The organism is Nonomuraea jiangxiensis (assembly GCF_900099965.1).
Taxonomy (GTDB): domain Bacteria; phylum Actinomycetota; class Actinomycetes; order Streptosporangiales; family Streptosporangiaceae; genus Nonomuraea; species Nonomuraea jiangxiensis.
Map to the genome: position 1 here is coordinate 118,568 of NZ_FNDJ01000021.1, position 19,478 is coordinate 138,045.

Annotated in this window: 17 protein-coding genes; 7 read left to right on the forward strand and 10 right to left on the reverse strand. The window is 72.3% G+C overall.

Annotated features, from left to right (window positions below):
• Positions 1–46 precede the first annotated feature (46 nt).
• On the forward strand, positions 47–976 hold the full coding sequence (locus tag BLS95_RS37390; protein WP_090942860.1) for an EamA family transporter: 930 nt from the start codon (positions 47–49) through the stop codon (positions 974–976).
• Between the two features lie 305 nt (positions 977–1,281).
• Here BLS95_RS37390 and BLS95_RS37395 read toward each other — a convergent pair whose 3' ends face one another.
• The 8 genes from BLS95_RS37395 to BLS95_RS37430 are packed head-to-tail and all read right to left on the reverse strand — an operon-like array spanning position 1,282 to position 8,939.
• Entirely contained in the window at positions 1,282–1,950 is a 669-nt protein-coding gene (locus tag BLS95_RS37395; protein ID WP_090942863.1) for a GntR family transcriptional regulator, read from the reverse strand.
• Between the two features lie 15 nt (positions 1,951–1,965).
• Entirely contained in the window at positions 1,966–3,012 is a 1,047-nt protein-coding gene (locus BLS95_RS37400; protein ID WP_090942866.1) for an ornithine cyclodeaminase family protein, read from the reverse strand.
• The gene (locus tag BLS95_RS37405; protein ID WP_090942867.1) at positions 3,009–4,010 is read right to left on the reverse strand and encodes a proline racemase family protein; all 1,002 of its coding nucleotides are present in this window, start codon (positions 4,008–4,010) and stop codon (positions 3,009–3,011) included. Before BLS95_RS37405 ends, BLS95_RS37400 begins: the two co-directional genes overlap by 4 nt.
• 13 nt (positions 4,011–4,023) lie before the next feature.
• Positions 4,024–5,025, reverse strand: coding sequence for a proline racemase family protein (locus BLS95_RS37410; RefSeq protein WP_090942869.1), 1,002 nt, complete (start codon positions 5,023–5,025; stop codon positions 4,024–4,026).
• Positions 5,022–5,915, reverse strand: coding sequence for a dihydrodipicolinate synthase family protein (locus BLS95_RS37415; RefSeq protein ID WP_090942872.1), 894 nt, complete (start codon positions 5,913–5,915; stop codon positions 5,022–5,024). Before BLS95_RS37415 ends, BLS95_RS37410 begins: the two co-directional genes overlap by 4 nt.
• Positions 5,916–5,938: 23 nt before the next feature.
• The gene (locus tag BLS95_RS37420; protein WP_218136169.1) at positions 5,939–7,312 is read right to left on the reverse strand and encodes an FAD/NAD(P)-dependent oxidoreductase; all 1,374 of its coding nucleotides are present in this window, start codon (positions 7,310–7,312) and stop codon (positions 5,939–5,941) included.
• Complete coding sequence (locus tag BLS95_RS37425) at positions 7,309–7,551, reverse strand: (2Fe-2S)-binding protein (RefSeq protein ID WP_090942878.1); 243 nt, start codon at positions 7,549–7,551, stop codon at positions 7,309–7,311. The genes BLS95_RS37420 and BLS95_RS37425 overlap by 4 nt, the downstream gene beginning before the upstream one ends.
• Positions 7,548–8,939, reverse strand: a complete 1,392-nt coding sequence (locus BLS95_RS37430; RefSeq protein ID WP_342742809.1) for an NAD(P)/FAD-dependent oxidoreductase — start codon at positions 8,937–8,939, stop codon at positions 7,548–7,550. The genes BLS95_RS37425 and BLS95_RS37430 overlap by 4 nt, the downstream gene beginning before the upstream one ends.
• Between BLS95_RS37430 and BLS95_RS37435 the strand changes: the two genes are divergently transcribed.
• Both BLS95_RS37435 and BLS95_RS37440 read left to right on the forward strand, forming a co-directional pair.
• Positions 8,821–9,798, forward strand: coding sequence for a COX15/CtaA family protein (locus tag BLS95_RS37435; protein WP_090943088.1), 978 nt, complete (start codon positions 8,821–8,823; stop codon positions 9,796–9,798). The two genes, BLS95_RS37430 and BLS95_RS37435, sit on opposite strands and share 119 nt — an antisense overlap.
• A gap of 70 nt (positions 9,799–9,868) precedes the next feature.
• A complete protein-coding gene (locus BLS95_RS37440; RefSeq protein WP_090942884.1) occupies positions 9,869–10,570 on the forward strand; it encodes a SanA/YdcF family protein in 702 nt (233 codons plus the stop codon).
• On the opposite strand, the gene BLS95_RS37445 is transcribed toward BLS95_RS37440, so the two are convergent.
• Together BLS95_RS37445 and BLS95_RS37450 are read right to left on the reverse strand one after the other, a co-directional pair.
• Positions 10,546–11,733: a PrsW family intramembrane metalloprotease gene (locus BLS95_RS37445; RefSeq protein WP_090942887.1), complete on the reverse strand. Its 1,188-nt coding sequence runs from the start codon at positions 11,731–11,733 to the stop codon at positions 10,546–10,548. The two genes, BLS95_RS37440 and BLS95_RS37445, sit on opposite strands and share 25 nt — an antisense overlap.
• 102 nt (positions 11,734–11,835) lie before the next feature.
• Positions 11,836–12,777, reverse strand: a complete 942-nt coding sequence (locus tag BLS95_RS37450; protein ID WP_090942890.1) for a heme o synthase — start codon at positions 12,775–12,777, stop codon at positions 11,836–11,838.
• 334 nt (positions 12,778–13,111) lie between these two features.
• On the opposite strand from BLS95_RS37450, the gene tkt reads away from it, so the two are divergent.
• From tkt to zwf, 4 genes are read left to right on the forward strand one after another with little or no spacing between them, the layout of a single operon-like run.
• Entirely contained in the window at positions 13,112–15,142 is a 2,031-nt protein-coding gene (gene tkt / locus BLS95_RS37455) for a transketolase (protein WP_245765520.1), read from the forward strand.
• Positions 15,143–15,148: 6 nt separating this feature from the next.
• A complete protein-coding gene (tal, locus tag BLS95_RS37460; protein ID WP_090942896.1) occupies positions 15,149–16,240 on the forward strand; it encodes a transaldolase in 1,092 nt (363 codons plus the stop codon).
• Positions 16,240–17,853, forward strand: coding sequence for a glucose-6-phosphate isomerase (locus BLS95_RS37465; RefSeq protein WP_090942899.1), 1,614 nt, complete (start codon positions 16,240–16,242; stop codon positions 17,851–17,853). The genes tal and BLS95_RS37465 overlap by 1 nt, the downstream gene beginning before the upstream one ends.
• A gap of 1 nt (position 17,854) precedes the next feature.
• Positions 17,855–19,456, forward strand: coding sequence for a glucose-6-phosphate dehydrogenase (zwf, locus tag BLS95_RS37470; RefSeq protein WP_090942902.1), 1,602 nt, complete (start codon positions 17,855–17,857; stop codon positions 19,454–19,456).
• Positions 19,457–19,478 lie beyond the last annotated feature (22 nt).

Consider the following 19,478-nt stretch of genomic DNA (forward strand, 5'->3'; position numbering starts at 1 on the left):
ATGAGTAGGCTGTGCCGGTTGCCCTCATCCGTCCCAGAGGAGTTCCGTGACCGCCTTCGCCGTGGACGACCCCCTCGACCGCCGCCCCGGCCTGGCCAAGCCGGAGGGCCTGTTACGGACTGCCGCCGGCTCGATCCCGCCCTCCGGGCTCGTGCTGCTGGGGATCCTGTCGGTACAGCTCGGCGCCGGGTTCGCCAAGGAGTTGTTCGCGGCGCTGCCGCCGAGCGCGGTGGTGTTCCTGCGCATCGTGGCCGGGGCGCTGATCATGGGCTCCATCGCCAGGCCCAGGTTGCGGGGCCTGGCGTGGCGCTCCTGGGCGGTGGGGCTGGGCTTCGGCGTGATCCTCGCCGTGATGAACCTGTCCTTCTATGAGGCCCTGTCACGGCTGCCGATGGGGATCGCGACGGCGATCGAGTTCCTCGGGCCGCTGGGCGTGGCGGTGGCGGCCTCGCGGCGCAGGATCGACCTGTTGTGGGTGGGGCTCGCCGGGGCGGGCGTGGTCCTGCTCGCGCCGTGGGGCGGGGCCGGCGGCGCGGCGGCGGTGAGCTGGGTCGGGATCGGGTTCGCGGTGCTGGCGGGGGCCTGCTGGGCGGGGTACATCCTGCTGGCGACGGCGGCCGGGCGGCACTTCCCTGGGACGACGGGGTTGTCCTTCGCGATGATCGTCTCGACCCTGATGATCGCGCCGGTCGGGATCACGACGGGCGGGACGGACCTGCTGCGGCCGGAGGTCCTGCTGATCGGGCTCGGGGTGGGGCTGCTGTCGTCGGTGATCCCGTACTCGCTGGAACTGCAGGCGCTGCGCAAGATGCCCAAGCACGTGTTCGGCATCCTGATGAGCCTGGAGCCGGCCGTGGCGGCGCTGGTCGGGGTGCTGCTGCTGAGCGAGATCCTGCACCTGCAGCAGTGGGCGGCGATCATCTGCATCGTGGCCGCCAGCCTGGGCTCGACCCGGCTGGCCCGGCGCCGGGAATAGCGCGGAGCCGGTGCCCGGAAACCCCGGAGGCGCCGCGCCCGTGTGGCCGGGCGAGCCGCCGCGCGCCCGTGGGATGGGGTCTCGGGCGCGCGGCGGGGGGCTCGGCCCTACGGTGGGCGGGTGAGCCGAGCCCTACGGAGGTCAGCGGATTGCGGGTGTCCGTCTGACCAGGCTGCTGCCGCCACCGGAAGCGGAGGGCGGCCGGTCCGCTGAGGACCAGGAAGTCGGGGCCGCCGGCGGTCGTCAGGTCGGCCCGGAAAAAGGGTACCGCCCCCAAAGGGTGCGCGATCCCGGAATATCAGAACTTAATGCTCGGCCCAGATGCCGCGGACGTGCCCGATGTGCTCCTCCATGATGCGCCCCACGGTCGCGCCGTCGCCGCTCTTGAGCGCGTCGAGCAGGGCGAGGTGCTCCCTGGCCGAGTCTCCCAGGGAGCCGCGCTGGGAGAGCTGCGAGAGTCCGTAGAGCCTGGCCCGGTTGCGCAGGTCGCGCACCACCGTGACCAGGTGGGCGTTGCCGGACAGCGCCAGCAGCTCCACGTGGAAGCGCAGGTCGGCGTCCACGTACGCGAGCAGGTCGCCGCGCTCGCTGGCGGAGACGATCTCCTCGGCGATCGGCCGCAGCCGCTCGAACTGCTCCGCCCGCGAGGTGTCGGCCAGCCGGGAGACCGTGGGCACCTCGATGAGGTGACGGATCTCGGTGAGCTCGTCGAGGTCGCGGTCGGACAGCTCGGTCACCCGGAAGCCCTTGTTGCGCACCGCCTCGACAAGGCCCTCCTTGGCCAGGTCGAGCATCGCCTCGCGGACGGGCGTGGCCGAGACGCCGAACTGCGCGGCCAGCACCGGCGCGGAGTAGACCACCCCGGGACGCATCTCACCGGTGATCAGCGCGGCCCGCAACGCGTGCGCGACCTGCTCGCGCAGGCTCTGCCGCTCGCCCACCATCGGCAGGTCGAGCCGGTCCTCGGCAGGCATCCGCCCATCCCCTCCCTAAGTCCACGCCTCGTAAGCGGCGGCCGCGACCACCAGGTCCTCCCACGCCATGCCCGTGCTCTTGAACACGCGCGGCCCGGGACCGGCCACCACTCGTCCGGAGATCAGGTCGGCGAGGTTGCCGGCGAGATGGCCGGTGGCGATCGTACCGTGACGCATCGGGATGATCACATCTCCGGCTTCTCGCATGGCCGTCGCCCTGGCCTCGACGACCACGGTCGCGCGGGCGACGAGATCGCCGTCGAGCTCGCGGGCGTCAGCTTCGTGGGAGCCGACCGCGACGACGGTGGCGCCGTCGCGGGCGAGCTTACCGGGGAACAGCGGTTCTCTCGCGGTCGTGCAGCACGCGACCAGGTCCGCTGCTGCCACCGCCTCCGCCACCGCGTCCGTCAGCGCGCCGGTCGCCCCCGTCGTCTCGCCCGTCGTCCCGCCCGTCGTCCCGCCTGCCGCCGGTTCCGCCGGGTCCGTCGCCGGGGCCGGGGTGGTGGTCATGGCGCGCGCGGTCAGGCCGAGCGCGCGGCAGCGGTCGGCGAGCGCCGCGGCCCTGCCCGGGTCGCGGCCGACGACCGTCACGTCGTCCACCGGACGTACCGCCCGGAACGCGAGCACGTGCCCCCACGCCTGCGGCCCGCTGCCGAACACCACCAGCGTCCTGGCCTCCGGGCCGGCCAGGTGCCGGACGGCGAGCGCCGACACGGCGGGGGTGCGCAGCGAGGTGAGCGCGATCCCGTCCAGCGCGGCCAGCGGCGTCAGGGTGTCCCCGTCGAACAGCAGGTACGTCCCCTGTATCCGGGGCAGCCCGCGCCCCGGGTTGTCCGGCGCGATGGTGACCACCTTCACCCCCGCGTACCGCCTGGCGCCGGGCCCGCCGACCTCCGCGGGCATCAGCAGCAGCTGCCCCGCGGGCAGGTCCACGATGGGCCGCCACGGCGTCTCCTCCGGGTCGAGCCCGGCCCGCAGCGCCTCCTCCAGGAGGTCCACGGCCCGCCCGACCGGCACCAGCCGCTCCACCGTGGCGGCGTCGATGTACGGCAGTCCGGTCATCGCAGCGTGAACCCCGTCCCGATCGGGTCCTCCGGGTCCAGCTCGAAGGAGTGGCGTCCGGTGCGGTAGGCCATGCCCTCGATCTCGGCGACGATCCCGCCCGCGACCACCTCGGCCACCCGGGCGCGGAACGCGCTGCCGACGATGCTGGTGTGCAGCAGCGGCCCTCGCAGCCCCGAGTCGTGCAGCAGGGCCAGCCGGGCCGAGGTGCCGGACCCGCAGGGCGAGCGGTCCACCTCCCCGTCGGCGAACACCGTGACGTTGCGCTGGTGGGCCATGCCCTCGGTGTCCGGCAGCTCGTCGTGGAAGATCACGCCGTAGACGCCGGACAGGCGCTCGTCGGAGGGGTGCAGGGTGGCCGGATGGCCGGCGAGGTCGGCCTTGATCCGGCGGGCGTGGCCGATCAGCTCGGTCAGGTGCGCGGGCTCCACGGACAGGCCCAGGGCCGCGGCCGGCACGGAGGCGTAGATCGCGCCACCATAGGCGAGGTCGACCTTGACCCCGCCGGCCGGGACGTCGCGGGCGACGACGTACGACGGCACGTTGACGAACGTCACCGCCCTGACCCGGCCCCCGGAGCAGCGCACCCGGGCCGTGACGCGCCCGGACGGCACGTCCACGGCCACGTCCGTCTCCCCGTCGGGGTCGGCCTCGACCAGCCCCTCGTGCACCGCGTAGGCGCCGAGCGCGATGGTGCCGTGGCCGCAGGCGGTGGAGAAGCCGTCCTTGTGCCAGAACAGCGCCCCGAACGCGGCCTTCGCCGCCCGGGGCGCCGCCGGCGGAAGCGGGTCGTCAGGGGGGACGAGAAAGCACCCGTACATGTCCGCGTGCCCGCGCGGCTCGTGGCAGAGCAGCCGCCGCACGTCGTCCAGCTCCGCCATGGCGGTGACGCGCCGCGACGCCACGTCGGCGCCGCGGATCTCGGGCACGCCGCCGGTCACGATCCGGAACGGCTCCCCGCCGGTGTGGTAGTCGACCGTCGTGATCACGGTGGTCATGTACGGGGCTCCCTCACAGCTCGAACCCGGCCGGGAACGGGTCGGTAGGGTCGAGGAAGTATTGGGCGGTGCCGGTGACCCAGGCACGCCCGGTGATCGACGGGACGACCGCGGGAGCGCCGCCCACGGTGGTGTCCTCCAGCAGCCGGCCGATGAACCGGGTGCCGATGAACGACTCGTTGACGAAGTCCCGCCCGAGCGGCAGCTCCCCGCGGGCGTGCAACTGCGCCATGCGGGCGCTGGTGCCGGTGCCGCACGGCGAGCGGTCGAACCAGCCCGGGTAGATCGCCATGGCGTGCCGGGAGTGCTGGGCGTCGGAGCCGGGCGCGGCGAAGTAGACGTGGTGACAGCCGCGGATGCGGTCGTCCTCACGGTGCACGGGCTCGTCGGCCGAGTTGATGGCGTCCATGGTGGCCAGGCCGGCCGCGATGATCTCGTTCCTGGCCTTGCGGTCGAAGGGCAGGCCGTAGGCGTCGAGGTCGACGATGGCGTAGAAGTTGCCGCCGTACGCCAGGTCGTACGGGATCTCCCCGAACCCGGGCACCCTCACGGAGGCGTCCAGCCGGTCGCAGTAGGAGGGGACGTTGCGCAGCGTCACCCCCGTCGCGTGCCCGTCCTCGACGGCCACGTCCACCTCGACCAGCCCGGCGGGCACCTCCAGGCGCACGGTCGTGACCGGCTCCACGACCTCCACCATGCCGGTCTCGACGAGCACGGTGGCCACGCCGATCGTGCCGTGCCCGCACATCGGCAGCAGCCCCGACACCTCGATGAACAGCACGCCCCAGTCCGCGTCCGGCCGGGTGGGCGGCTGCAGGATGGCGCCGCTCATGGCCGCGTGGCCGCGCGGCTCGGTCATGAGCAAGGTGCGGATGTGGTCGAGGTGATCGCGGAAGTGGACGCGCCGCTCGGCCATGCTCGCGCCGGGGATGACCCCGATCCCGCCGGTGATCACCCGGGTGGGCATGCCCTCGGTGTGGGAGTCAACCGCGTGGAATACCCGCTTTGTCCTCATCGCAGCCCTTCTGCCAGCGCCTTCTCCGTAGCCGCCCGCACGACGGCCGCCTGCTCCTCGGTCAGCGGCTGCCTGGGCTGCCTGCACGGGCCACCGTAGCGGCCCGCGAGGTCCATGGACAGCTTGATCGCCTGCACGAACTCGGTCTTGGAGTCCCAGCGCAGCAGCGGGTGCAGCTTGCGGTACAGCGGCAGCGCGGTGTCCAGGTCGCGGGCGACGGCGGCCCGGTAGAGCTCGACGCTGGAGACGGGCAGCGCGTTGGGGTAGCCGGCGATCCAGCCCACGGCCCCGCCCACGGCGAGTTCGAGCAGCACGTCGTCCGAGCCGATCAGCACGTCCAGCCCCGGCGCGAGCTCGGCGAGCTCGTACGTCCTGCGCACGTCACCGCTGAACTCCTTGATCGCCACGATCAGCCCCTCCTCGTGCAACCGGGCCAGCAGCGCGGGAGTCAGGTCCACCTTGGTGTCGTAGGGGTTGTTGTAGGCCACGATCGGCACGCCCGCGCGGGCGACCTCCCGGTAGTGCTCGACGACGGCCCGCTCGTCGGCCCGGTAGGCGTTGGGCGGCAGCAGCAGCACCGAGCCGCAGCCCGCCTCGCCCGCCTGCTCGGCCCACCGGCGCGACTCGGCCGCGCCGTACGCGCCGACGCCGGCCATCACGTTGGCGCCGCCGACGGTCGCGACGGCGGTCTCGATCACCTTGGCCCGCTCCTCATCGGTGAGCGTCTGGTACTCGCCGAGGGAGCCGTTCGGCACGACGCCGTCGCAGCCGTTGGCGACCAGCCAGCGGCAGTGCTCGGCGTAGCCGTCGAAGTCGACCGACAGGTCCTCGTGCAGGGGCAGCGCGGTGGCCACCATGACGCCGTGCCAGGGTTTGCTGCGGGTGTCCATCAGGAAGTCCTCCAGGTCGTGGATCAGTGAGCGGGGTCGTCTACGGGATCGGTTGCGGGGTCGTCCGGGATGCCGTCCGCGGTGTCGGCGAGGGCGCCGAGGCTGACGGGCTGGGCGATGGGCCGCCGGGACGGCTGTTGCGGCTCTCCGGCCAGGCAGGAGACCGCGTAGCCGCAGATGCGCCCCTGGCACCAGCCCATGCCGGGCCTGGCCAGCAGCTTGACGGAGCGGGCGTCGGTGGCGCCGAGGTCGCGGGCCTCGCGTACGCGGGCCAGCGGCACCTCCTCGCACCGGCACACCAGGGTGTCCGCGCGCAACCAGCCCTGCCAGCCGGCCTTGACCGGGTAGGCCCGCTGCAGCGCGGCGCCGAAGGCCCGCCCCCGGTCGCGCCGCCGGGTCAGCACGCCCGCGACCGGGCGCTCCGCGATGGACCGGCCGGCGATGCGGCCCTCCAGCTCGGACAGCTGCCAGCCGCCCACGCCCGTGGGCTCGCCGGCCGCCCAGACGCCCGGCACGGTCGTGCGCTGGGCGGAGTCGACGCTGAGCACGGGGCTGCCGTCCACGTCCTGGCGGGTGCCGCAGCCGAGCTGCAGCCCGAGCTCGATCTGGGGCACGAAGCCGTAGCCGACGGCCACGGTGTCGCATTCGACGACGCGGGTGGCGAGAACGTTCCAGTCCTGGTCGAGGCGGGCGACGGTGACGGCCTGGACCTCGCGCTCGCCGTGCGCGGCGACCACCGCCCGCCTCGTCCGGTACGGCACCAGGTGCCGGGCCAGGGTGGCCGCGTATCCCGCCGCCTCGCCGGCCTTGCCCATCGCCAGGAGGGGGTGGCGGGCCAGGCCCAGGCCGCCGTTGGCCTCGTACACGCCGAGCACGCGCGCGCCCGCCTCGGCCAGCCCGGTGGCCACGGGCAGCAGGAAGGGGCCGGTGCCGCCGACCACGACGCGCCTGCCCGGCACCACGCCGTTGCCCTTGAGCAGTGCCTGGGCGCCGCCCGCGGTGAGCACGCCGGGCAGGTCCCAGCCGGGGAAGGGCAGCGGCCGGTCGTGCGCGCCGGTCGCGATCAGCAGCCGCCGCGCCCGGACCGCGACCGGTCCGCCGTCGGGACCGTTGCAGTGCACGGTGAAATCACCGCCGTCATTCTGGGAGATGTGCCACACCTGGTGCCGCAGCAGCAGGTCGGCCCGCTCGCCCAGCCGCTCGCCGAGCCGCAGGAACCGCGCCAGCCCGGACTCCGCCGCGTGCCCGGTGCCGTGCGCGGCCGCGTGCCGGAAGTACTGGCCGCCGAGCCGGGCGCCGGAGTCGATGAGCGCCACCCGCAGCCCGGCCAGGGCCGCCGTGAGCGCGCCCGCCACCCCCGCGGGCCCGCCGCCGATCACCACCAGGTCGTACGTCACGACGTCGTCACCTCGTCGCCGGGCGCGGCCTCCAGCAGGCAGGCCCGCTCAGGGGCGCGCCCGTTGACGGAGATCAGGCAGTCGAAGCAGACGCCGATCCCGCAGAACAGCCCGCGCGGCCGCCCGCCGAACCGGGTGGTGCGCCACGAGCGCACGCCGGCCGCGTGCAGGGCCGCCCCGATGGTCTGGCCGGGCACCACGGGCACCTGCCGACCGTCGATCGTGATGTGGAACGTCAAGGGGAATCCTCCGAGAAACGATCCGGCCGGAAGGGCTTCAGGTCCAGGTCGGGCGTCTGACCGGTGAGCACCTGCGCGAGCAGGTGCCCGGTCGCCGGGGCGAGCCCGATCCCGGCCCCCTCGTGCCCGCACGCGTGGTACAGGCCGGGCAGGCGCGGATCGGCGCCGATGACGGGCAGGTGGTCGGGGCAGTAGGGCCGGAACCCGCAGTAGGACCGGATGGCCCGCGCCTCGCGCAGCGCGGGGAAGAGCGCGACCGCCTGCGCGGCCAGCCGGGCGAGCACCGGCACCGACGTCGTCCGGTCGAACCCGACCCGCTCCCTGCTGGCCCCGATGAGCACGGTCCCCGCGGGGGTGCCCTCGACGACGGCGGAGGTCTCCAGGTCGGCCGAGTCGCTGGCCACGTTCGTCACGTAGGCGGCGGTGTAGACCTTGTGCTTGATGAGCGGCTCGGGCAGGGGCTCGGTGACCAGGATGAACCCGCGCCTGGGCAGGATCGGCAGGGTCACGCCCGCCAGCGCGGCCACCTCGCCGCCCCAGGTGCCCGCCGCGTTGATCACCGCGCCGCCGAGCACGTCGCCGTGGGAGGTGCGTACGCCCGTGACGCGCTCGCCCGAGTGGACGAACCCGGTCACGGTGACCCCCAGGCGCAGGTGCAGCGTGCCCCGGCCGAAGCTGTCCGCGCCGTCCCTGAGCAGGCGCGCGGCGGCCAGCATGGGCTGCACCTGCGCGTCCTGCGGGTAGAGGACGCCGCCGGCAAGCCCCTCGGCCAGGCGCGGCTCATAATCGCGCAGCTCCGGCCCTGACACCAGGACGTGCTCCAGGCCCTGCTCGGCGGCCAGCTCCACGAGCCGGCGCTGGATCTCGTCGGTCTCGGCGACGACCAGTCCGCCCTTGGCCTCGAACTCGAACCCGCCGTGGGCCCCTGGCCCGGCCTGCCGGTCGTGCCGCTCGGCGAGGGAGCGCCACAGCCCGTTCGACAGCACCGCCAGCTCCAGCTCCGGTCCCGGCTCCTTGTCGGAGACCAGCACGTTGCCCTCGCCTGAGCCGGTCGTGCCGCCCGCCACCGGCCCCCGGTCGATCACGGTGACGTCCAGGCCCGCGCGCGCGGCGTAGTAGGCGCACGCCGCCCCCACCACTCCGGCGCCGACGACGATCACGTCGGACATCAACACCTCCCGCCAGTAATATGTCACATACCTTGCCGCCGTGGAAGCCCCGGGATGACCGGTGACGGGACCGGCCGGTCCCGCCCGTACCATCGATGGCGTGAAGCTACCCACCGACCACCCCCACCCTCTCGTACGCGGTCTGCTGTCCTTCTGGGCGCCCACCGCGGCGTCGATGCGGGGCTGGGCCCTGGCCTCCGTGGTGGTCAACGCGGGCATCGCGGTGACCGGGGCGGGTGTGCGCGTCACCGGCTCCGGGCTCGGCTGCCCGAGCTGGCCGCGATGCACGCCGGACAGCTTCATCCCGGTCCCGCACCCCGAGACGTCGATGCTCAACATGTTCGTCGAGTTCGGCAACCGGCTGCTGACGTTCCTGGTGCTGGCGGTCGGGGTGGCGTGCGTGCTCTCGGCCCTGCGGCTGGTGCCGCGCCGGCGCTCGCTGGTGCTGCTGGCGTGGCTGCAGCCGGTCGGGATCCTGACGCAGGCCCTGTGGGGCGGGCTGGTGGTCAACACGATGCTCAACCCGTTCACCGTCGGCATGCACTTCCTGATCTCCACCGGCCTGATCGCCGCCTGCTGGATGCTCTACGCCCGGGCGGGCGAGGGTGACGGCCCGGTCCGGCGGGTGACCCACCGCGACATCCGCCGGCTCGGCCACGTGCTGCTGGCCGCGGTGTTCGTGCTGCTGGTGGCCGGGGTGACGGTGAGCGGCACCGGCCCGCACTCGGGCGACGAGCGCGCCTCCCGCTTCGACCTGGACATCGAGACCATGGCGCGGTTGCACGCCGACCTGGTCTACATCGTGGTGGGACTGACGTTCGCGCTGATGTTCGCTCTGCACATCGGCAACTCGAAGGGGCCGGCCAGGCGGGCGGCGGCGACGCTGCTCGTGGTGGAGCTGGCCCAGGGCGTGATCGGCTACACGCAATACTTCCTGGCCGTGCCCGCGGCCCTGGTCCTGCTGCACGTGCTCGGCTCCACCCTGGTCTGGATCGCGGCCCTGCGGGTGGTCACCTCGTTGCGCACCCGGACTCCTCAGCCCGACCACTCCCCCACCGAAGTTCCCGCCACTGTCTGAGAAGATATGCCAGGGTATGGGGTGTTCAGTCGGCCACTCCCCCACCGCTAAGGCGTGCGATTTGCCCAAAATGGTCCGCCCCGATCGGAAGACGTTACGCCGGGCCTACCAGGGGCTGGTGGCGCTCAGCGTGCTCGCGCTCGTCCCCATGACCTGGGCCTGGCTGGGCAGCACCGACCACCGGGCGATCGCCGGCACGGCGGGGTGGCTGGACCGCGTGCCGCGCACGCAGGCCGCGCTGGTGCTGGGCGCGGGCCTGTACGACGGCAGGCATCCCTCGCCGATGCTGGCCGCCCGGCTCGACCTCGCCGCCGAGCTCTACCGGGCGGGCAAGGTGCGGGCCCTGCTGCTGTCGGGCGACAACAGCCGCAAGGACTACGACGAGCCCACGGCCATGCGCGACTATCTGCGCGGCAAGGGCGTGCCCGACGCGGTGATGGTGCTGGACTACGCCGGGTTCGACACGTGGGACTCCTGCGTACGGGCGCGCAGGGTGTTCGGGGCCGAGCGGGTGACCGTGGTGACCCAGGAGTTCCACCTGCCCAGGGCGGTGACGTTGTGCCGGACGGCCGGGCTGGAGGCGTTCGGCGTGGGTGAGGACTCGGCCGTCAGGTTCGCCGCGGCCACCTACGTCTACGCCGCCCGCGAGTTCGCCGCCAACGCCAAGGCCCTCGCCGACGCGCTGATCCTGCGCTCCGACCCGGTCTTTCCCGGGCCGCGCGAGGTCTCGCTCAAGAGGATTCTCGATCAGTCCGGGGCGCCGGGGGCGTAACCGGGCGGGCGGCCCCGGGCGGCCCTGGCGTGGACGGTCGGCATCGGGAAGTCGGCCCTGGCGGTGCTCATGCACTCCAGCAGGGCCCGCTGCTCCTCGTGGAAGATCTGCTCGTCCACCATGCGGCGGGCCGCCCGCTCGTGCAGCAGGCCCAGCTCGGTGGCGGCGAGCTGGTAGTCGCGCATCGCGCGCAGCCCGCGCTTGCCGCCGTAGGCCCTGGCCCACTGCCTGGCCTGGCGGCGCCGCGGGAACGCCGACAGCATGAAGACGTCGGCCTGGGTGACCAGCTTGGTCGGCTCGTAGGGCGGCAGGTAGCGCTGGATGAGCGCGACGATGCGGCGCCGGTCCCTGAACACCACGCCGATCAGCACGATCAGCACGACCAGCAGCACCAGGTAGGCCACGATCAGCCCGGGAAAGCCGCCGTAGGAGGCCAGGCCGTTCCACAGGCCGTGCAGGACCATCGCCCCCGACCAGCCGGCCAGCACGTAGAACACCCGCTCCGAGCCGGCGCGCTGGGCCGCGTAGGCCACCCCGACCCCGATCATGGAGCTGAACAGCGGATGGGCCAGCGGCGACAGGATGCCGCGCAGCACCACCGTGACGGCCAGGCCCTTGACCCCGGCCTCGGAGTTGAGCGCGGCGATGTAGTAGCTGACGTTTTCGCTCATGGCGAAGCCGAGGCCGACCATGCTCGCGTAGATGACCCCGTCGGTCGGCCCGTCCAGCTCGGCCCGGCGGAACTTCAGCAGCCCCAGCAGCACCAGGCCCTTCATCGTCTCCTCCACCACGGGCGCGCCGAACGTGGCCGCGATGTTGCGGGCGCTGGCCTCCGACAGCTTGGCGGTGTCGATGATGTAGTGCAGGTTGAGCGAGTTGATCACGCCGGCGACCAGCACCGCGATGCCCGCGCCCCAGGCGAAGGCGAAGATCAGGTTGCTGCGCGGCTCCGGCTCCAGCCGGTCGAGCGCCAGCACCGCGGCCAGCAGCAGCGGCACCGGGGCCAGCGCGAGCATGAGGGCGATGAAGAACTGCACCGGAGCGCCGTTGAAGACGTCGAAGGAGAACGAGACCAGAGCGCAGATGCCGGTGAGGACCAGCCCGATGATCAACGCTAGTGACGGGCGGTCCTTCAACACCCAGCGTGGATCACGGGTCGCCATAGGGTGACTTTAACGGATCAGAGCGCCGGGGTCCGTGTCGGCCGTCGCGGTGCCGGCCCAGGCCGGGGGTGTCGTGGTGCCCGCCACCCGGCCAAGGAGACATCAGGACAGCAGCGGGTCGATCGCCACGGCGAGGAACAGCAGCGCCAGATAGGCGTTGGACCAGTGGAAGAAGCGCATGGGCCGCAGCTCGATGCCGGTCTTGCCGGCGTTGAGCCGGGCCAGCAGCCGGTGCACCTCCCACAGGCACACGGCGCCGAGCACGGCCGCCACGATCGGGTAGAACATCGTGGTCCCGGCCACCGGCCACAGGGCCAGCGAGCACAGCACGGTCGCCCAGGTGTAGGCGATCGACTCCAGCACGACCCGCCGCTCTGTGGCCACCACGGGCAGCATCGGCACCTTGGCCGCCGCGTAGTCCTCCTTGTAGCGCATCGCCAGCGTCCAGGTGTGCGGCGGCGTCCAGAAGAACACCACGCCGAACAGGACCAGCGGCGCCCAGTCGAGCCGATCGGTGATGCCCGCCCAGCCGATCATCACCGGCATGCAGCCGGCGATGCCGCCCCACACGATGTTCTGCGCCGTGCGGCGCTTGAGGATCATCGAGTAGACCAGCACGTAGAACAGGATCGCCCCGGTGGACAGCAACGCGGCCAGCCCGTTGGTGGTCACCCACAGGCCGGCGGTCGACAGCACGCCGAGCACGATCCCGAAGACCAGCGCGCCGCGCGGCGACACCTGGTGCCGGGCCAGCGGCCGGCGGCGGGTGCGGCGCATCTTCTGGTCGATGTCGCGATCCACGTAGCAGTTGAGCGCGTTGGCGCTGCCCGCCGATAGGGTGCCGAACACCATGACCGAGATGGACGTCCACAGCGGCGGCAGGCCGCCCGCCGCGAGGAACATCACCGGCAGCGTCGTGATCAGCAGCAACTCGATGATCCGCGGCTTGGTGAGCGCGATGTAGGCCTTGATGATCATGCCGACGGAGCGCGGCGCCTCGGGATGAGTGGGCGCCGTCGCCTGCCTGTTGGTCAGCACCGTCAAGGCGCTTCCAGCCTGTGCGGAGTCAACGCGTAACCTCTGATAAGAGCGGATCCATGGGTGGGCGCCGTGACGCCTCTGCGAACAAACAAACTGTAGTCGCAGGGTCGGCCGGTCCGGCCAATGGGGGGCTTGCGCCACACATGGACCCGCACGGGTGGAATGGGAATCGACGCCACGTCCACTCGGTTAGGGTCCCGTGATGGGCGGGACCGCCGACCGGCGTACCAATGACAACTAGATTCCGGAGACCGAGCACTTGAGCACCGAACTCGTGCCAGCCCTTGAATGGACCGACCTCGACAAGCAGGCGGTCGATGTCATTCGAGCCCTGGCGATGGACGCTGTGGAGAAGGCGGGCTCGGGGCATCCCGGCACCGCCATGAGTCTGGCCCCCGCCGCCTACCTGCTCTTCCAGCGCGTGATGCGCCACGACCCGACGGATCCGAACTGGCTCGGCCGCGACCGGTTCGTGCTGTCGTGCGGTCACACCAGCCTCACGCTCTACATCCAGCTCTACCTGTCCGGCTACGGCCTGACGCTCGACGACCTGCGGCGGCTGCGCCAGTGGGACAGCCTCACCCCCGGCCACCCCGAGCACGGGCACACAGCGGGCGTGGAGACCACTACGGGCCCGCTCGGCCAGGGCCTCGGCAACGCGGTCGGCATGGCGATGGCGGCCCGCCGCGAGCGCGGCCTGTTCGACCCGGAAGCCGCGCCCGGCGCCTCCCCGTTCGACCACCACATCTGGTGCTTCGTCAGCGACGGCGACATCGAGGAGGGCATCAGCCACGAGGCCAGCTCCCTGGCCGGGCACCAGAAGCTGGGCAACCTCATCGTCCTGTACGACGACAACCACATCTCCATCGAGGACGACACGCTGATCGCCAAGTCGGAGGACGTGGTCGCGCGCTACGAGGCCTACGGCTGGCACACCGAGAGCGTCGACTGGACGGCCGGCGACGACTACGCCGAGGACGTCCAGGCCCTCTACGACGCGCTGGAGGCGGCCAAGGCGGAGACCGACCGGCCCTCGTTCATCCGGCTGCGCACGATCATCGGCTGGCCCGCGCCCAACAAGCGGAACACCGGCAAGATCCACGGCTCGGCCCTGGGCGAGGCGGAGGTCGCCGCCACCAAGGAAGTGCTGGGCATGGACCCGGCCAAGACCTTCCACGTGCCGGACGCGGTGCTGGAGCACGCCCGCGACATCGCCCGGCGCGGCCGCACCCTGCACGCCGACTGGGAGAAGGGCTACGCCGAGTGGCGCCTGGCCAACCCGGAGCGCGCCGCCGAGCTCGACCGCATCTCCCGCCGCGAGCTGCCCAACGGCTGGGCCAAGGCGCTGCCGGCGTTCGAGGCCGGCGCGTCGATCTCCACCCGCAAGGCCTCCGGCGAGGTGCTGAGCGCGCTGGCGCCGGTGCTGCCCGAGCTGTGGGGCGGCTCCGCCGACCTGGCCGAGTCCAACCTCACCACGATGAAGGGCGAGCCGTCCTTCATCCCGGAGGAATACCAGACCAAGGACTTCCCCGGTAACCGCTACGGCCGCACGCTGCACTTCGGCATCCGCGAGCACGCCATGGGCGCCATCCTCAACGGCATCGCCCTGCACGGCGGCACCCGCCCGTACGGCGGCACGTTCCTGGTCTTCTCCGACTACATGCGCCCGTCGGTGCGGCTGGCCGCGCTGATGAAGCTGCCGGTCACGTACGTGTGGACGCACGACTCCATCGGCCTGGGCGAGGACGGCCCGACCCACCAGCCGATCGAGCACCTGTGGGCGCTGCGCGCGATCCCCGGCCTCGACGTGGTGCGCCCGGCCGACGCCAACGAGACCGCCTACGCCTGGAAGGCCGTGCTCAAGCACACCGACCGGCCCGCGGCCCTGGCGCTGACCAGGCAGAACCTGCCGGTCTTCGAGGGCACCAGCGCCGAGGGCGTGGCCCGCGGCGGCTACGTGCTGCGCGAGGCGTCCGACGGCCAGCCCCGGGTGATCCTCATCGCCACCGGCAGCGAGGTGGAGATCGCGGTGGACGGCCGGGAGCTGCTGGAGTCGCGGGGCATCCCGACACGGGTGGTGTCGATGCCGTGTGTCGAATGGTTCAAGGGGCAGGACTCCGCATACAGGCAGACGGTGCTGCCGTCGTCGATCCGGGCTCGGGTCGCGGTCGAGGCGGGGATCTCGCTCGGCTGGCACGAGTTCGTCGGCGAGTGCGGCGAAGTGGTGGGCCTCGAACACTTCGGCGCCTCCGCCCCGTACAAGACGTTGTACGAGCAGTTCGGCCTGACGGCCGAGCGGGTGGCGGCGGCGGCGAAGGCGAGCCTGGCCAAGCTGGGGCAGGAAAAGGGCGAGACGACGGGAAACTGAAGAAAAATGAGTGAGATCCTCAACAAGCTGTCCGGCCAGGGCGTTTCCATCTGGCTCGACGACATCAGCCGCGAGCGCCTGCGCAGCGGCAACCTGGAGCAGCTGATCCGCGAGAAGAACGTCGTCGGGGTGACCTCCAACCCGACGATCTTCGCCAACGCGCTCAGCAAGGGTGACGCCTACAACGCCCAGCTCCACGACCTCGCCGTGCGCGGCGTGGACGTGGGCGAGGCGGTGCGCGCCATCACCACCTACGACATCCGCTGGGCCGCCGACGTGCTGCGGCCGGTCTTCGACGCCAGCGGCGGCGTGGACGGCCGCGTCTCGCTGGAGGTGGACCCGCGGCTGGCCCGCGAGAGCGAGAAGACGGTCGCCGAGGCGCGGTCGTTGTGGTGGATGGTGGACCGGCCCAACCTGTTCATCAAGATCCCGGCGACCCTGGAGGGGCTGCCCGCGATCACCCAGGCCCTGTCGGAGGGCATCAGCGTCAACGTCACGCTGATCTTCTCCCTGGAGCGCTACCGCGCGGTCATGGACTCCTGGCTGGCCGGCCTTGAGGCGGCGCAGGCCAAGGGCCTCAACCTGGCCACGATCGACTCGGTGGCCTCGTTCTTCGTCAGCCGGGTGGACACCGAGATCGACAAGCGGCTCGACAAGCTGGGCAAGCCGGAGCTGAAGGGCAAGGCGGGCGTGGCCAACGCCCGGCTGGCGTACGCGGCGTACGAGGACGTGATGAACTCCGAGCGCTGGCAGCGCCTGCGTGCCGCGGGGGCGCGCCCGCAGCGGCCGCTGTGGGCCTCCACCGGCGTGAAGAACCCGGAATACTCCGACACCCTCTACATCGACCAGCTCGTGGCTCCCGGCACCGTCAACACGATGCCGGAGAAGACGCTCGACGCGACGGCCGACCACGCCAACATCACCGGCGACACCGTACGCCCGTACTACGAGCAGGCCTGGAACACCATGGCCGCGCTCAAGGACGCCGGCGTCGACTACGACGACGTGGTGAAGGTGCTGGAGGAGGAGGGCGTCGAGAAGTTCGAGGCCTCCTGGAACGAGCTGCTCGAGAGCGTCACCAAGAACCTGGTTCCGTGATGGACGTGTCCTACCGCGACGAGGCGGTGGCCTCGGCCGCCGCCTCCGTCGCGGGGCGCCTCGTCGCCGACGGCGTGCCCGCGCGGCTCGCCGGCGGCGACCCCACGCTGTGGGGCGAGGACGCCGAGGCGGAGGCGGCGGTCAGGCTCGGCTGGCTGACGCTGCCCCGCCGCTCCCGCGAGCTGCTGCCCGAGCTGGGCGAGCTCGCGGGGCGGGCCCGCGCACAGGGCCTGACGAACGTGGTGCTGGCCGGGATGGGCGGCTCGTCGCTGGCGGCGGAGGTCATCTGCGCCACCGCCGACGTGCCGCTCACCGTGCTCGACACCTCCGACCCCGAGCAGGTGCGCCGCACGCTGGACGACCGGCTCGACGCCACGCTCCTGGTCGTGGCCGGCAAGAGCGGCACGACCGTGGAGACCGAGTGCCAGCTGCGGATCTACGAGCGCCGCTTCGCTGAGGCGGGCATCGATCCGGCCGGCCACGTCGTGGTCGTCACCGACCCCGGCTCACCCCTGGCCGGCCGGGCGGCCGAGGCCGGCTACCACCTGGTGCTCGCCGTGCCCGACGTGGGCGGCCGCTACTCGGCGCTGTCGGCGTACGGGCTGGTGCCCGCCGCGCTGGCGGGTGCCGACGTGGAGCGGCTGCTGGACGACGCCGAGGAGGTGCTGCCGCTGCTGTCGCGCGAGACCGGCAATCCCGGGCTCGACCTCGGCGCGGCGCTCGGCGGCTCGGCGCTGCGCGGGCGCGACAAGCTGGTCCTGGAGGACCGGCTCTCGGCCGCCACCGGGCTGCCCGACTGGATCGAGCAGCTCGTCGCCGAGTCCACCGGCAAGCAGGGCAAGGGCATCCTGCCCGTCGTGGCCGCCGACCCCAACGGCACGAGCGACGAGCTGATCGTCGCGATCGAGTCCGACCCGGCGGACGTGCGGGTGGACGGCCCGCTGGGCGCGCAGTTCCTGGTGTGGGAATACGCGACCGCCGTGGCCGGGCTGCTGCTCGGGATCGACCCCTTCGACCAGCCGAACGTGGCCGAGTCGAAGGACAACACCGCGGTCCTGCTGGCCCTGCCCGACCTGCCGACCGGCGCGCCGGCCTTCGTGGACGGCCCCGTCGAGGTCTACGGCGCGCCGACGGCCAAGGACCTGCCCGGGGTGTTCGCCGAACTGCTGCACGCGGTGCCCGCCACCGGTTACCTGTCGATCATGGCCTATCTGGACCGGATGGCGGCGTTCGACGCCCCGGTGCCGGAAGGGGCCGACTTCGAGCAGATGACCGACGCCTGGATGATGGCCGACGCGGCGACGCTGCGGGCGCTGCTCGCGTTGCGTACCGACCGGCCCGTGACGTTCGGGTGGGGGCCGCGATTCCTGCACTCGACCGGGCAATACCACAAGGGCGGGCCGCAGAACGGGGTGTTCCTGCAGATCACCGGGGCCGTGGCGGAGGACGTGCCGGTTCCCGGCCTGCCGTACACGCTGGGGCGGCTTCAGCTCGCCCAGGCGCTCGGCGACCTGGGGGCGCTCGAGACCCGCGGGCGGCCCGCCGTACGCCTGCACTTGACCGACCGCGCGGCGGGAGTCGCGCACCTGCTCGCAGCCGCACAGGAGGCTTGAGATGACAGAACCGGCAGCACCCGCGGAGGACGCCGTCACCGCTGCGGCCGCCGTCGCGGGCACCGCCACGACCGCGGAGGTCCTGGCCGCCAACCCGCTGCGCGACCCGCGCGACAAGCGGCTGCCCCGGGTGGCGGGGCCGTGCGTGATGGTGTTGTTCGGCGTGACGGGTGACCTGGCCAAGCGTAAGTTGTTGCCGGCGATTTACGACCTGGGCAACCGGGGGCTGCTGCCGCCCGGATTCTCCCTGGTCGGGTTCGCCCGGCGGGATTGGAAGGACCAGGACTTCGCCCAATTGACGCACGACGCCGTCAAGGCGCACGCCAGGACGCCTTTCCGCGAGGAGGTCTGGAAGCAGCTGCGCGAGGGCATCCATTTCGTGCCCGGCGAGTTCAGTGACGACGGCGCGTTCGACGCGCTGGCCATGGCGCTGGCGGAGATCGACGAGACCCGGGGCACGGGTGGAAACTACGCGTTCTACCTGTCCGTGCCGCCGCGGTTCTTCCCCGTGGTGGTCGAGCAGCTCAAGCGGACCGGCCTGGCCGACGCGCCGGAGGGCTCGTGGCGGCGGGTGGTCATCGAGAAGCCGTTCGGCCACGACCTGCGCTCGGCCCACGAGCTGAACGAGATCACCACCTCGGCCTTCCCGGAGAGCTCGATCTTCAGGATCGACCACTACCTGGGCAAGGAGACCGTCCAGAACATCATGGCGCTGCGGTTCGCCAACAACCTCTACGAGCCCATCTGGAACCGCGGCTATGTCGACCACGTGCAGATCACCATGGCCGAGGACATCGGCATCGGCGGGCGCGCCGGCTACTACGACGGCATCGGCGCGGCCCGCGACGTGATCCAGAACCACCTGCTCCAGCTCCTCGCGCTGGTCGGGATGGAGGACCCGACCTCGTTCGACGCCTCGGCGCTGCGACGGGAGAAGGAGAAGGTGCTCAAGGCCGTGCGGCTGCCGGCCAACCTGGGGCTCAACACGGCGCGCGGCCAGTACGCCGCGGGCTGGCAGGGCGGCGAGAAGGTCGTCGGTTACCTAGAGGAAGAGGGCATCTCGAGCGACTCCACCACCGAGACCTACGCCGCCATCAAGCTGGAGATCGCCAACCGGCGCTGGGCGGGGGTGCCGTTCTACCTGCGTACCGGCAAACGCCTGGGCCGCCGGGTGACGGAGGTGGCGGTGGTGTTCCAGCGGGCGCCGCACCTGCCGTTCAGCAAGGACGACACCGAGATCCTGGGCCAGAACGCGCTGGTGATCAGGGTGCAGCCGGACGAGGGCATCACGGTGCGGTTCGGCTCCAAAGTGCCCGGCACCGCCATGGAGGTGCGCGACGTCTCGATGGACTTCGCCTACGGGGAGTCGTTCCTGGAGTCCTCGCCGGAGGCCTACGAGCGGCTGCTGCTCGACGTGATGATCGGCGACCCGCCGCTCTTCCCGCACCAGCGGGAGGTCGAGCTGTCGTGGAAGATCCTCGACCCGATCGAGGAGTTCTGGGCCACGCAGGGCCAGCCCGAGCCGTACGAGGCCGGGTCGTGGGGGCCGCCGTCGGCCGATGCCATGATGGCCCGCGACGGGCGCGTGTGGAGGAGGCTCTAGTGAGCGAGCGCCCCGGACCCAT